Genomic DNA, 15,271 nt, shown 5'->3' with positions numbered 1-15,271 from the left:
AACGTGTATAAACTAATTAGTGTTAACTAGAATTAATCGAGCGCTAAATCTCGTGTCATATTCTCTAAGCTATCTTCGTGAACAATAATGTTATCTTCAATACGAATACCGCCAAATGGTTTAAATGACTCAACCTTTTCCCAATTAATAAACTGCTTATTATCGGTTTGCGCTAAATCGCTAAGTAGTGAATCAATAAAATATAAACCTGGCTCAATAGTAAATACTTGGTTTTTTTCAATCAGGCGAGTACAACGCAAGAACGGATGCCCTTCAGGCGATGGTTGATGTGCGCCCTTTTCGTCACTCATAAAACCGCCCATATCATGCACTTGTAAACCAAGATGATGCCCTAGCCCATGTGGGAAGAAAGTAGAGGTAATTTTACGCTCAACAATTTCTGTCGCTGGTAGGTTAACAATTTTAAAGTCACTGAGTATTTGTGCGATACGGTTATGACATTCAACATGTAAATCACCATAAAGCATACCCGGCTTTAAACCTTTACCTAACTCTATTTGTTGAACTGTCATAGCTTGTACAAGCTCAGCAAACTCACCCTGCTTTTTAAAATCATACGTACGAGTAATATCAGCGGCATAACCATTAAAGTTTGCACCGGCATCAATTAAAAATGAGTTATGAGTGTGTGGCGCTTTTGGATCAAAGTGGGTGTAATGCAAAATAGCGCAGTTTTCGTTAAGCGCAACAATGTTGCCGTACGGCATTTCATTTTCGCTTTGACGTGTTGCCATTAAGTACGCTTGCTGAATATCGAACTCGCTACCACCATTAAAGAATGTGTCGCGTGCAGCTTTATGCCCATCTACTGCAATGCGGTTAGCGTTGCGTAAACATTCAAGTTCGTACTGCGTTTTATAAGCGCGGTGGTAATGAAAATAGTTAAGTACAGGCTCAGGGTTCATAATACTAAAACCAAGTGCTTGCGCTACTTCAATATATTCGCCCATGTAAGCGTATTTAGCTTTGTCGTATGGTAATAACTTTTCAACTTGATCAGGCTGAAGTAATAGCTCTATATCAAAGTACTCAGCCCAAAAGTCACGAGGCTCGTCTGGTACTTTATGCCAAAAATCTACCGGACGATAAAATATTAGTTTTGGTTTGTCGCTGCCATTTACCACAATCCAGCAATGAGGATTATCAATAACCGGTAACCACGCTTTAAACTGTGGATTAACTTTAAATGGATAATACATATCATCTAAAAACTGGCGCTTAGCTTGGCCTGAATGAATTACTAATCCTTCTAACCCTTCGCTATTACAAATTGTACGAGTACGCTGTTGCAGTGTTGCAATATGTTCGGCGTATAAAACGGCTAATTTATCCATTGTTAATCCATCTGTTAAATTTAACTTGCTCTGAGTCTACCACTTAAATACTAAGCGCTCAAAAAAGGGGGATATTTAACATGTAAACATCCCCCTTATTAATACCTATCGTGTTAAGTTATTGGTCGATTGGTCGATTGGTCGATTGGTATCATATATTCAACCGCCCATTTTCATTTCGAGTAGCGGCGCTAATACATTACCTTCTCGGCCCATTCTTGTATGGTAAACCTGCCTGTACGCAAATACATTTTTTACGTAATCGCGGGTTTCGCGATACGGAATAAGCTCTACCCATAACTCAGCCGGAATAGCGTCATCAGGTAACCAACGCTTTATACGGTGATAACCCGCATTATAAGAAGCTGTTGCCAGCACCTCATTGCCATGGTTTTTCTTTTTTAAGTACTGTAAGTAACTCGTACCCAACCTAATATTTGTTTTAGGTTGATATAAACGACTACTTGTCACACTGCCTTTATTTACATACTCAGCAGTACTAGGTAATAACTGCATTAAACCACGTGCATTAGCATGCGAGCGTGCATCTGGCGCAAAAGAGCTTTCGCGCCTTGCGATAGCAATACTCCAGGCAACATCTATCTTGCTACGTTTACTGTAGCGCTCAAAAACATCTTGAAACGCAAACGGAAAACGTTGCTCTACGTTATCCCACGCTTTAATTTTTGCTAAAGTAAAAATAGTACTGTCGTGCCAACCTAAATCGGTAGATAGTTGTGATGCTGCTAGCTTTTCTTCATCGCTAGACGTATCCGTTAAATAATTCCACTCACGGCGCGCCGACGTAAAGCGCTCAATATCATAAAGTGCTTTTGCACGCTTAAAGCCAGGTGCATTACTTACTTTATCTACAAGCACCTTATCGACTGCTAAAGGTTGATTATTTAAATCAACGGGCAAACCTAAACGTGCTGCTGCTAAAAAGCCGTAATAATCACGATTAGCCGCTACTTTTTTCCAAATATCGTCTGCTTTTTGTTGCTCGCCACGTTTAGCATAGCTATAAGCTAACCAATATTGCTGGCCAAGGCTTAAATCCTCTTTTCCTGTAAAAAACGCAGCAATCCCTTCCCAATTTTGGGTTTTGAGCATATTGCCCAGTTGCCATTGAATAAGCTTGCTGTCTAATCGCTCTTTCGGCACTTTATTTAGCCAAAAGCTCGCTTGCTTATGCCCGCTTGAAGCAAGTGACAACGCAAAGGTGTAATACACGTCAGCTTTATCTTCATCACTATACTTAAATATTTTTTCTAGTTTTTCCCATGCTTTTAAAGCAAGCTCTTTATCGCGCCAAACCAAACGCTTAACACCATAAATTGCTATTTGGCCTTCTTTAGCCGACTTATTTTTATATCGATATAATCCAGCTGCCGTGCTTGGATCTTTTCGCACTTTTAGATATAAATCAGCTAAGTAACGATCCTTACTTGGCAATAAAGTTTTTAAGTAAGGTAATAAGCTTTGCGTCCCGCCTTGTGCAGCAAGTGTTACACGCTTCCAAACCGTTTCTTCTTTCATGTAGCCTTTTTTACGCCACGTAGAAAACAAACTATCACAGCCATTAGGTTGCGATTTACCAACGGCCCATAAGTCGGTCACCTGATTTAGAATCGCCTTTTCAGGCGCGCCCAAGTCGAGCTGAAAATCTAAATAAGTACAGGTAAGCCCAGTATTAGAAGTTTCACGGTAGTTGCGTATATACGCCGCTTTTTCGTTGTTCTCTTTTAAATACTCCAACCACGCTTTGCGCACCGGCCACTCAAGCGGTGTATGCTGATATATATTTAAATAGTCTTCTATCTCAGCCTGATGCTTAATACTCGGGTGACGTTGCCAATATGTTTTTTCAACATACGGTTTTAACGGATGATTTAGGTTACTAACCGCTTGTTTAAAGTCTTGGTAACTTCCGTACCTTACTTTTTTTTCGGCATCTAAAAAGGCATCGTTATCGATACTTGCCTCGGCAGAGTGAAGAGGGAAAATGAATGCAGCTGCCGCAACACTTAGTAAATATTTTTTCATAATGTCCTTTAATAAAAATTAAAGTAGTGAATAAAAACTTTTCAACCACCTTAGCACCAAACCAGCTATATTTTAACCAGTCGATTGTAACCGAGTTAAATTTTTCGTTGCATTTTTAATTTAAAGCAAGCACACTGATTGAAATGCAAACTCATCGTACCAGTCTTAGTTCGTCAACTAGGGAGAATAATAATGTTATATAAAAGCGATTCCTTTGAAGTTAGCTTCCTAAAGGAAAACATCGCCGAGTTTAAGTTTTGTGTTGCAGGTTCTGTAAACACATTATCTCAAAAAACTCTTTCAGATTGCGCAGCAGCATTAAAAGAATTAGCTGCCAATACTGATATCAAAGGCATGATTTTTACCAGTGATAAAGACCACTTTATTATTGGTGCCGATATCTTCGAATTTTTACCTACATTTACTAAACCTGAAGAAGAATTAGTAGTGTGGATCAAAAACGCAACCGACGTTTTTGATGCAATCGAAGATTTACCATTCCCAACTCTAAGCGCTATAAACGGTATGGCACTTGGCGGTGGTTGTGAGTGGGCACTTGCTACCGATTATCGTGTGGCAAGCGAAACAGCTAAAATGGGCCTACCAGAAGTTAAGCTTGGCATAATGCCAGGGTTTGGTGGCACAGTGCGCTTACCACGTATCATTGGCGCCGATAACGCGATGATGTGGATTACCTCAGGCGCAGAAAACCGCGCAGCAGATGCCCTTAAAGTAGGTGCGTTTGACGCGGTAGTTAGTGCTGACAAACTTTTAGAGTCAAGTGTATCAACACTTGAACTGGCGATTGCTGGCAAGCTAGATTGGCAAGCAAAACGTAACGTAAAACTACAGCCACTTAAATTAAACCGTGTTGAGCAAGGCATGAGCTTTGCTATGGCAGAAGGTATGGTAATGGGTAAAACCAAAGGCCACTATCCTGCACCGGTTATGGCTGTACGTACTATTAAAGCAGCGGCAAACTGTACTCGCGATGAAGCAATGGCAATCGAAAACGCTAACTTTGCTAAATTAGCACGTACACCTGAAGCAGCTGCACAGACAGGTATATTCCTAGCTGACCAATACATTAAAGGTAAAGCACGTAAATTTGCTAAACAAAGCGATGTAGAAATTAAACAAGCCGCTGTATTAGGTGCTGGTATTATGGGTGGCGGTATTGCATACCAGTCTGCTTATAAAGGCACACCTATTATAATGAAAGACATCCAACAAGATGCGCTTGATTTAGGTATGGGTGAAGCGTCTAAGTTATTAGGTACAAAAGTTAAGCGTGGCCACATGCCAATGGAAAAAATGTTGGCAACACTTAGCAAAATTAAGCCAACACTTAACGCGTCAGACCTACAAAGTGCCAACATTATTGTTGAAGCCGTTGTAGAAAACCCTAAAGTTAAGCAAGCAGTACTCGCTGATCTTGAAAAGACCATGCCAGAAGGTACGGTACTTACTTCAAACACATCAACTATTTGTATTGATTTACTAGCACAAGCGCTAGATAAGCCAGAAAACTTTTGTGGTATGCACTTTTTCAACCCTGTGCCAAAAATGCCATTAGTAGAAATTATCCGTGGCGCAAAAACCTCAGATAAAACAATTAATGCAGTAGTTGATTACGCACTTAAATTAGGTAAATCGCCAATTGTTGTTAACGATTGCCCAGGCTTTTTTGTAAACCGTGTTTTATTCCCTTACTTTGCAGGTTTTAGCAAATTAGTGGTTGAAGGCGCTAACTTTGCAAAAGTAGATAAAGTAATGGAAAACGTATTTGGCTGGCCTATGGGTCCGGCTTACTTACTTGATGTTGTAGGTATTGATACAGCATTCCATTGTACTGGCGTAATGGCTGACGGTTTCCCTGAGCGTATGGCGCGTGCTGATAAAGACCCTGTGACTATTTTTGCCAACGAAAAACGTTTTGGTCAAAAGAACAAAGCCGGTTTTTACAAATACGAAACAGATCGTCGCGGTCGTCTTAAAAAGTCTCATGACGAGACAGCAGTTGAGCTACTAAGCCCAATTACAGACGCACCAAAAGAATTTGATAAACAAGAAATCATCGACCGTTGTATGATTCCAATGATTAACGAAGTGCTACTGTGTTTGCAAGAAGGCATTGTTGCCTCGCCGCAAGAAGCAGATATGGCATTAGTTTACGGTGTTGGTTTCCCTCCATTTAGAGGCGGCGCGTTCCGTTACTTAGATCAAACTGGTTTAGCTAACTTTGTTGCAGCAGCAGACAAATACGCTCACCTAGGTGCGATTTACCAAGTATCTGAGCAAACTCGCAAGTGGGCCGAAGAAGGTCGTGTTTTCTATAAGGTGGAAGGTTAATATCATGAATAATCCAGTAATTGTAGATTGTATCCGCACACCAATGGGTCGCTCTAAAAGTGGTGTATTCAAACATAAACGTGCTGAAGACTTAAGCGCACATTTAATGAAAGGCTTACTTGATCGCAACCCAGCAGTTGATCCAGCATCAATTGACGATATTTATTGGGGTTGTGTACAGCAAACATTAGAGCAAGGCTTTAACGTAGCACGTAACGCAGCATTACTTGCCGGTATCCCACACAGCGTACCTGCTGTAACGGTTAACCGTTTATGTGGATCGTCAATGCAAGCATTGCATGACGCTGCACGCGCAATAATGACAGGCGCTGGCGACACTTACCTAATTGGTGGTGTTGAGCACATGGGTCACGTACCTATGACTCACGGCAACGACTTTCACCCAGGTCTTGCAACAACAATTGCACAAGCATCGGGCTCAATGGGTTTAACAGCAGAATATCTTGCAACGCTTCATGGCATTAGCCGTGAGCAACAAGATGAATTTGCTTATCGCTCACATCAACGTGCACAAGCTGCAACTGTTGAAGGCCGTTTCCGTCGCGAAATTTTAGCAATGGAAGGTCACGCAGCAGATGGTTCTCTTATATTAGTTGAAGACGACGAAGTAATTCGCCCAGAAACAACAGTAGAAGGCCTATCAAAGCTTCGCCCTGTATTTAATCCTGCATCGGGCACGGTAACAGCCGGTACGTCTTCTGCACTTTCTGACGGCGCATCTGCAATGTTAGTAATGAGCGAAGAAAAAGCAAAAGAACTTGGCTTACCAATTCGTGCGCGCATTAAAGCAATGGCAGTCGCTGGTTGCGATCCATCAATTATGGGTTACGGCCCAGTACCAGCAAGTAAAAAAGCACTTGCTCAAGCCGGTATTACAATTGATGACCTAGGCGTAGTAGAACTTAACGAAGCCTTTGCAGCACAATCATTACCTGTAATGAAAGATTTAGGGTTAATGGATGTTGTTGACGAAAAAGTGAATTTAAATGGCGGCGCAATCGCACTTGGTCACCCTCTGGGTTGTTCGGGTTCGCGTATTAGCACATCGCTTATTCACTTAATGGAAGACAAAAATGTACGATACGGTTTAGCAACTATGTGTATTGGTTTAGGCCAAGGCATTGCCACTGTATTTGAACGTGTTCAAGACTAATTAGTTTGAGCATGTAAACCATCTTGGTGATTAAAAAGGCGGACTGATTTTATTCAGTTCGCCTTTTTTATTAGCTTTAATTAAGTGAAAATTATCAGCTATAACACCAGTATGTAGTACTACGGAATTATGTGATCGGGCGTATTATTAAATAACGTGTTTTGCAGCAATAAAGTTTCAAATAAAATGGGTATATTAAGATAAGTAAAATAGTTAAATTACACTTAAAATTGCGTTAAACTCCCAAACTTATTAATTGCTATACTTAAGCACTCGCGTACGCAGCAATCACTTTAATTAAACAGGTCAATTTATTATGAGCTTTGATAATCCCGATCACCAATTAGATGCCATAGGCCTTCGCTGCCCAGAGCCAGTAATGATGGTACGTGCTGCTATTCGTAAAATGAGTGATGGTGAAACTTTATTGATAACTGCTGATGACCCATCAACAACTCGCGACATTCCGAGCTTTTGTACGTTTATGGATCACACGCTGGTGGCTAAAGATGCAGAAGAAGCACCGTATAGATATGTGGTGAAGAAAGGAATTTGAACTAGAGCATATATATAAAACCAGTAACAACCGGAGCTACTGAAATAAAAATTAGAACTTTAAGTACCGCTTCATCATTGGTTTTATAGAAAAAATCTATTTCTGATTTATTTTTAATTTCTAAATACTTATATAAGCTTAAGAAGATAAAGGCTGAGCTGGAACTAATTAAAGCTAAACTAGCAGAAATAGAAGCGAAAAAAAGAACTACTGCTACAGCGAATAAAAGTAACGGCGCTATAAATATTGCTTTATACATTCTTGTACTTAAATTTTTATGTGCCAATGTCGAAAATTGATTACTTTTCCTTAACGCCATAGTAAACATTGTGTTTAATATCAGACTAATGCCAAATAAATTGCTAGCTACAAGAAGTAATATCCTATCTAATTTAGCGCTACCTAAAGCTCGGTAGCATTAGAAAATAAGCGAAACTCGCTCCAGCAGCAACAGAGTAATTAAACCAAATTTCCTTTTTCATAAACCCTCTATATATTTGTACTCTCGACCTACGTAAAATTTATTTCTTTGTCCCATTCTTTAGTTTTCATAAAACGTCCTTGTCACAAATCCATTAATTCACTCGGGCTGCTTTAAAAATACAGCTATCACTTCTTCGTTATCGTCACTTGTGGCTTGTCGTAGTCACTGTAATCAATACTTACTATGTATGTGCCTTTTATTGCTGGTGTGAAACTAAAGTAGTTATAAATAGTATTACAGTCTGCGATAGCTGGTTGGCCGAGTGTTAGGCTTTGCCCTGCTGGTTGTGCGTCGCTGTAACCACAGTTGTAACCTTCACTAAAATCGACATCGGCTATTTTAAATTCGTACACTTTACCAGGCGTCGAAAATTTCACTTCTGCTTGATAAAGCGCAGGGCCAACTGGTGCAAACTGATACTGGGGTTCTGCATCCCACAGTGTAAAGTCACCACGTAAGTAAATTGTGCGATCAAGCTCTTGCTGTGGTAATACATCGTTAATCGAAATTTGGCTTGTACAGGCAGTCAGTAAACCAGCAATTGCTAAAGTTAAAATTCGTTTCATGGAGATCATCAATGGTGTCCTTTGCATACAGTGAAAACTAAAAAGCCAGCAAAACGCTGGCTTTTAAAATTGCTAATCAGTGTTATTTTTGTAAAACAGAAATATCTGCAATACCTAAAAACAATCCGCTTAGCTGGCTTAAAAGCGCAAGACGATTTTGCTTAACTGCTTCATCGTCGGCCATAACCATTACGTTGTCAAAAAAGTTATCAACACTTTCACGAATACCCGCCAATTGGCTTAATGCTTCTTGGTAGTTTCCATCTGCATAAAGTGGTGCAAGGTCAGTGGCAAATTTTGCTACTTGTGATGCCAATACTTTTTCAGCGTCGTCGCTTAATAAGCTCTCATCAACACTACCTTGGCTGGTAATGTCGTTTTTAGCCAGAATGTTACCTACACGCTTATTAGCTGCTGCAAGCGCTTCTGCTGCGTCTAATGTGCGAAAATGGCTTACGGCTTTAACACGGCGATCAAAATCAACAGGTTTAGTCGGACGACGTGCAAGCACTGCTTGAATTACATCTACTTCAATACCTTCGTCTTGATACCATGCACGGAAGCGCCCTAGCATAAATTCAAATACATCAGCTGATACATTTAAGTTAGTTAGCTTGTCGCCAAACAATGTTTGCGATTTAGCTACTAGGTCTAAAATATCGAGTGGTAGCTCTTTTTCTACCATGATACGAAGTGCACCAATAGCAGCACGACGAAGAGCAAATGGGTCTTTGTCACCTTTAGGTGCTTGGCCTATACCAAAAATACCCACCAGCGTATCAAACTTATCAGCAATTGCTACTGCACAGCTAATTAAGTTTGTAGGTAAGTTATCGCCTGCAAAGCGTGGCATGTACTGCTCGTTTTGCGCTACGGCTACATCTTCGGCTTCACCATCGTGGCGAGCGTAATGCATTCCCATTACACCTTGCACGTCGGTAAATTCCATTACCATTTCAGTCATTAGGTCTGTTTTACTTAATAAGCCTGCACGCTGTGCAAGTTCTTTATCAGCACCTAATTGCTCAGCAATGTAACCCGCAAGTTCACTAATACGCTGAGACTTATCTTTAAGCGTACCAAGTTGCTTTTGGAACAATACGCTATCAAGCGATTCTAATCGGCTTTCTAGAGTTTTCTTTTTATCTGTTTCAAAGAAGAACTGTGCATCGGCTAAACGCGGGCGCACTACTTTTTCGTTACCAGAAATAACCACACTCGGATCTTTACTTTCTATGTTAGATACAAACAAAAATTTATTTAAAAGTTTGCCGTTTTGATCTAATAACGGGAAGTATTTTTGATCGTCTTTCATGGTATAGATTAACGCTTCGGCTGGTACATCTAAAAATGCTTCTTCAAATGTTGCCGTTAAAGTAACTGGCCACTCTACAAGTGATGTTACTTCTTCTAGTAAATCTTCATCCATAGCAACAATAGCGTTAACTGCTTTTGCAGCTTCTTCTATTTGTGTACGAATTTGCGCTTTACGTTGTTCGTAATCAGCAATAACGTAAGCAGATTTAAGTACGTCAAAAACGTCATCTGCATGGTTTATACTAATTTTTTCTGGGTGGTGAAAACGATGACCCTGAAGCTGGTTAGTTATTTTCTTACCAAGGATCTCACCTTCAAGTAACTCATCACCAAACAAAATAGTTACCGTATGCACAGGACGAATAAATTGTGTTTTATTCGCGCCCCAACGCATTGGTTTAGGAATTGGTAATTTAGCCAACGCTTTAGTAATTGCACCTGTCATTAGCGTTTTAGTTTCTTGCCCTGCTACTTTAGCAATGTGCAATAACCATGCGCCTTTGTCTGTTTCGAGTGTTTGTGCGTCTTTTACTTCAATACCACAACCACGTGCCCAACCCATTGCTGCTTTTGTTGGGTTACCGTCACCGTCAAATGCGGCTTTAGTTGCTGGACCGCGTTTTTCAACTTCTTTGTCTTGTTGCTTAGCTTCAAGCGCTTTTACTTGTAAACCTAAACGACGAGGCGATGCATACCAGCTTACGCCTTGATGTGCTAACTCTAGTGTTTCAAGCTCTGCAGTTAAGTTTGCAGCAAAGGCTTCTGCTAATTTACGCAGTGCTTTTGGAGGCAACTCTTCAGTGCCAATTTCTACTAATAAATTTTGTGCTGACATACTTACTTATCCTTACACAGCGGGAAACCAAGCGCTTCGCGTTTGTCATAGTAACTTTGTGCACACGCTTTTGATAACGCACGAACGCGTAAAATATAACGTTGACGTTCGGTTACCGAAATTGCGTGGCGTGCGTCTAGTAAGTTAAATGCGTGCGATGCTTTCATTACTTGCTCGTAAGCCGGTAGTGGTAAGTTTGCTTCAATTAACTTTTGGCTCTCTGCTTCACATTTATCAAACTGAGCAAATAAGTCTTCTACGTTTGCGTGTTCAAAATTGTAAGTAGACTGCTCTACTTCATTTTGATGGAACACGTCGCCGTAGGTTACGCGCCCTAGTGGACCGTCTGCCCATACTAAGTCGTAAATACTATCTACGCCTTGAATGTACATTGCTAAACGCTCTAGGCCGTAAGTGATCTCACCCGTTACTGGTGAACACTCAATACCGCCAACTTGTTGGAAGTAGGTAAACTGCGTTACTTCCATGCCGTTTAACCAAATTTCCCAACCTAGGCCCCACGCACCTAACGTAGGTGATTCCCAGTTGTCTTCTACAAAGCGAACTTCGTGAGTTAGTGTATCGATACCCATAGCCGCTAAAGAGCCTAAATAAAGCTCTTGGATGTTATCTGGCGATGGCTTTAAAACTACCTGAAATTGGTAGTAGTGTTGTAAGCGATTTGGATTTTCACCGTAGCGACCATCGGTAGGACGACGACACGGTTGCACGTATGCACTCGCCATTGGCTCTGGACCAATAGACTTTAAAAAAGTTTGCGGGTGAAATGTCCCTGCGCCCACTTCCATATCAAGTGGTTGAATAATGACACAGCCTTGCTGCGCCCAATAATCCTGTAAAGCCAGGATCAAACCTTGAAAGGTTTTTACGTCATATTTTTGCATATTTGGCTTTTTACTATCTAAGAAGTAGCGTGAAAATTACCCTTAGTATACCGTGTGTACACTCAGGTTTTAAGCAGTTTGTGTAATTGAAGAAAATAAAAAAGGAGCCATTAGGCTCCTTTTTCTATATAAGCAATATTTTTTACACGTCTAAGTTAACTACACGTAGTGCGTTCTTTTCAATAAACTCACGACGAGGCTCTACTTGGTCACCCATTAAGGTCGCAAATAATTGATCCGCGCCAACAGCATCTTCGATCGTTACTTGTAACATACGGCGAGCACTAGGATCCATTGTAGTCTCCCAAAGCTGGCTTGGGTTCATTTCGCCCAGTCCTTTATAGCGTTGAATATAGATCCCGCGCTTCGATTCTGTGATCAACCATTCCAAAGCATCCACAAAGTTATCAACAGGTTTTGTTTTCTCACCACGTTGAATATATGCACCTTCGCTAAGGATGTTTGCGATGTTAGTACCAGTCACAGCAATGCGTTGGTAGTCACGTGACGCAATAAAGTCATAATGAAGTACGTGTGCTTTATCTACACCGTGCTGACGAATATTCACAACCGGGTAATACATATTACGCTCAGCATCATGCTCTGTACCAGCATGGAAAATAGTCGCATCTTCATCACGTGCAATCAGGTCGTCAACCAACACTTTAGTCCAAGCAATTACTTTAGCTTCATCTGAAAGGTCATCAGTTTTCAATTCTGTTTGATAAATTAAGCGTTCCATTACCGTGTTAGGGTATTTACGCTTTAAACGCTCAATTACTTTAACTGTGTTTTGATAATCGTGAACGATTTCTTCTAGTGCCTCACCTTCAAGAGCTGGTGCATCTGTACTTGCATACAACGCTGCACCATTAAGAGCAAGCGATGTTAGGTATTCAACTAATGCAGGGTCATCTTTAATATAACGCTCTTGCTTACCTTTTTTCACTTTATAAAGTGGTGGTTGAGCAATGTAAATATAGCCGCGTTCTACAATTTCAGGCATTTGGCGATAGAAGAATGTTAATAGTAACGTACGAATGTGAGAACCATCCACGTCCGCATCGGTCATGATGATGATACGGTGGTAACGTAATTTCTCAGGGTTATATTCGTCACGACCAATACCACACCCTAATGCAGTAATTAGTGTTGCTACTTCTTGTGAAGATAACATTTTATCAAAACGTGCTTTTTCTACGTTTAAGATTTTACCTTTAAGCGGAAGAATAGCTTGGTTTTTACGGTTACGTCCCTGCTTGGCTGATCCGCCAGCAGAGTCCCCTTCCACTATATATAGTTCAGATTGGGCAGGATCTTTTTCTTGGCAATCAGCTAGCTTACCAGGTAAGCCTGCTAAGTCCATTGCACCTTTACGACGTGTCATTTCACGGGCTTTACGCGCCGCTTCACGAGCACGTGAGGCATCAATAATCTTACCTACAACAATTTTGGCATCAGTTGGGTTTTCTAATAAAAACTCAGTGAATTTTTCAGCCATTGCTTGTTCAACTGCAGACTTAACTTCACTTGAAACAAGCTTGTCTTTAGTTTGCGATGAGAACTTAGGATCAGGAACTTTAACACTAACAACAGCCGTTAAGCCTTCACGGGCATCATCACCGGTAGCATTGCTGGTTGTTTTAGCTTTTTTGTTAAAGCCTTCTTTTTCCATGTAGTTATTAAGTGTACGTGTTAGCGCTGATCTAAAACCGGCTAAGTGAGTACCACCATCACGTTGTGGAATATTATTTGTGAAACAGTAAATGTTTTCTTGGTATGCATCATTCCACTGCATTGATACTTCAACGCTAATACCATCTTCTTCACGTTCGTGAGTAAAATGGAATACACCTTTATGTATAGGTGTTTTATTACGGTTTAAGTATTCAACGAAAGCTTGAATACCGCCTTCGTATTTAAAGTGGTCAGATTTATTTTCTTCACGTTCATCATTTAAAATGATGCTCACACCTGAATTTAGGAATGAAAGCTCGCGTAAACGCTTAGCTAAAATTTCGTAATGAAAATCTAAGTTTGTGAACGTTTCACCACTTGGCCAAAAACGCAGTTCTGTACCAGTCGTGTCTGATTCACCAATAACAGCTAAAGGTGCATCTGGAACACCCATAGTGTAAAACTGCTCATGAAGTTTACCTTCACGGCGAACTGTAAGTTTTAGCTTTTCTGAAAGTGCATTTACAACAGAAACACCAACACCGTGTAAGCCACCTGATACTTTATAAGAGTTATCATCAAACTTACCACCGGCATGAAGTACCGTCATAATAACTTCGGCTGCTGATACGCCTTCTTCTTCATGGATAGAAGTTGGAATACCACGACCGTTATCTCGTACTGAGACAGAACCGTCTAAGTGAATCGTTACATAAATATCATCACAATGACCTGCTAAGGCTTCATCGATCGAGTTATCAACGACCTCAAACACCATGTGGTGTAAGCCTGTGCCATCATCGGTGTCCCCAATATACATTCCAGGACGCTTTCTTACTGCGTCTAATCCTTTAAGTACTTTAATACTCGACGAGTCATAATTCTCAGACATGGTTAATCCCACTTATCTTGTTATTAGGTTGCCATGTTTCACGTGGAACATTTGTAGTTCTCGTTGCATGGGTTCCACCACAGCAGAAATACTTTCAGACAAAATTGAAGAGATAAAAATTTGAGAACTGCAGTGAGCAAGTAATTGTCCCACTTTCTCTTTTGTATCTTCGCCTAACTCTGAAGGTAGATCATCTATTAGCAATATAGATTGCTTATCTGTCTCTGACTCAATTAAGCTATTTTGCGTAACTTTTAACGCATATAATAGTAACTTCAATTGACCGCGTGAGAATGTATTCTCCACGCTGTTGCCAGCGACACTAAAACTAAAATCGGCCTTATGAGGGCCTTTACTTGTAAACCCTTGGCGAGCATCTCGCTCAAAGTTTTGCTCTAACGCATCTGCAAGAGATTCGGTCTCTTTCCAGCCTGCGTTAAAGGTCATTTCTAAATCACGTACAAGCGTTAATTCTGCACACATTTTATCAAAAAACTGCTGCTTAAACCTACTTATATACGCCAATCTTAATTTATTTATTTCTTCAGCCAGTCTAACAAATTCTTTGTCCCAAAACTTAATTTGGTCAAAATAATTCTTGGGCTTAGTTTTTAACAATGCATTACGTTGTTTAAGTACTTTATTAAACGATTGCCATAAAAAAAAGAACTCATGTTCCACGTGGAACAAACCTAAATCTAAAAATTTCCTGCGCTCTTTAGGCCCACCAAAAAATAAAGAATAGCTCTCTGGTGTAATAATTTGCACTGGCATGAGTTGAGCTAGTTCGGATATTTTACGGCTCGCCTTACCTTGAATTTTTAAATTAGTTTCACCAGTTTGGGTTTTACTAATACCAATTGGAATAGATAAGTCGTGTATTGTTTTGCGCCCGTGAATTACAAACTGCTCTTGCTGATGCGCGATAATACTTTTGTGTTTTGGAGTACGAAAAGATTTGCCGTGAGAAAGGTAATAGATAGCCTCTAAAAGGCTGGTTTTTCCGCTGCCATTTTCACCATATATTATATTAACGCCGTTAACTGGTTCTAGCGTCAGCGCCTCAATATTACGAAAATATTTGAGGCTCAAATGACTTAAGCTCATTATGT

At 40.4% G+C, this 15,271-nt stretch carries 11 protein-coding genes; 3 read left to right on the top strand and 8 right to left on the bottom strand.

Going from position 1 to position 15,271, the window contains the following annotated elements; translation table 11 throughout:
- Positions 1-32: 32 nt before the first annotated feature.
- Together pepQ and I6E70_RS17750 are read right to left on the bottom strand one after the other, a co-directional pair.
- The gene (gene pepQ / locus I6E70_RS17755; RefSeq protein WP_169045283.1) at positions 33-1,355 is read right to left on the bottom strand and encodes a Xaa-Pro dipeptidase; all 1,323 of its coding nucleotides are present in this window, start codon (positions 1,353-1,355) and stop codon (positions 33-35) included.
- Between the two features lie 159 nt (positions 1,356-1,514).
- Positions 1,515-3,401, bottom strand: coding sequence for a transglycosylase SLT domain-containing protein (locus I6E70_RS17750; protein WP_197189308.1), 1,887 nt, complete (start codon positions 3,399-3,401; stop codon positions 1,515-1,517).
- A gap of 192 nt (positions 3,402-3,593) precedes the next feature.
- Between I6E70_RS17750 and fadB the strand changes: the two genes are divergently transcribed.
- The 3 genes from fadB (at position 3,594) to tusA (ending at position 7,483) form a co-directional block, all read left to right on the top strand.
- Entirely contained in the window at positions 3,594-5,753 is a 2,160-nt protein-coding gene (fadB, locus tag I6E70_RS17745) for a fatty acid oxidation complex subunit alpha FadB (protein ID WP_197189307.1), read from the top strand.
- 4 nt (positions 5,754-5,757) lie between these two features.
- A complete protein-coding gene (gene fadA, locus I6E70_RS17740; protein ID WP_007584192.1) occupies positions 5,758-6,927 on the top strand; it encodes an acetyl-CoA C-acyltransferase FadA in 1,170 nt (389 codons plus the stop codon).
- 316 nt (positions 6,928-7,243) lie between these two features.
- Entirely contained in the window at positions 7,244-7,483 is a 240-nt protein-coding gene (gene tusA / locus I6E70_RS17735; protein ID WP_166421568.1) for a sulfurtransferase TusA, read from the top strand.
- A 1-nt stretch (position 7,484) separates the two neighbouring features.
- On the opposite strand, the gene I6E70_RS17730 is transcribed toward tusA, so the two are convergent.
- The 6 genes from I6E70_RS17730 to recF all read right to left on the bottom strand — a co-directional run bounded on the left by I6E70_RS17730 (position 7,485) and on the right by recF (position 15,266).
- Positions 7,485-7,742, bottom strand: a complete 258-nt coding sequence (locus tag I6E70_RS17730; protein ID WP_197189306.1) for a hypothetical protein — start codon at positions 7,740-7,742, stop codon at positions 7,485-7,487.
- 350 nt (positions 7,743-8,092) lie between these two features.
- Positions 8,093-8,542 (bottom strand): hypothetical protein, encoded by a 450-nt coding sequence (locus I6E70_RS17725; RefSeq protein WP_101163031.1) that lies wholly within the window; start codon positions 8,540-8,542, stop codon positions 8,093-8,095.
- A gap of 73 nt (positions 8,543-8,615) precedes the next feature.
- Positions 8,616-10,685, bottom strand: coding sequence for a glycine--tRNA ligase subunit beta (gene glyS / locus I6E70_RS17720; RefSeq protein ID WP_197189305.1), 2,070 nt, complete (start codon positions 10,683-10,685; stop codon positions 8,616-8,618).
- Between the two features lie 2 nt (positions 10,686-10,687).
- Positions 10,688-11,590, bottom strand: coding sequence for a glycine--tRNA ligase subunit alpha (gene glyQ / locus I6E70_RS17715; protein ID WP_007584197.1), 903 nt, complete (start codon positions 11,588-11,590; stop codon positions 10,688-10,690).
- A 142-nt stretch (positions 11,591-11,732) separates the two neighbouring features.
- Positions 11,733-14,159, bottom strand: coding sequence for a DNA topoisomerase (ATP-hydrolyzing) subunit B (gene gyrB / locus I6E70_RS17710; RefSeq protein WP_008172005.1), 2,427 nt, complete (start codon positions 14,157-14,159; stop codon positions 11,733-11,735).
- 12 nt (positions 14,160-14,171) lie between these two features.
- Entirely contained in the window at positions 14,172-15,266 is a 1,095-nt protein-coding gene (gene recF, locus I6E70_RS17705) for a DNA replication/repair protein RecF (RefSeq protein ID WP_008138030.1), read from the bottom strand.
- Positions 15,267-15,271 lie beyond the last annotated feature (5 nt).

The organism is Pseudoalteromonas sp. NGC95, assembly GCF_015864705.1.
Taxonomy (GTDB): domain Bacteria; phylum Pseudomonadota; class Gammaproteobacteria; order Enterobacterales; family Alteromonadaceae; genus Pseudoalteromonas; species Pseudoalteromonas arctica.
This window is presented reverse-complemented; position numbering and strand designations above follow the sequence as displayed.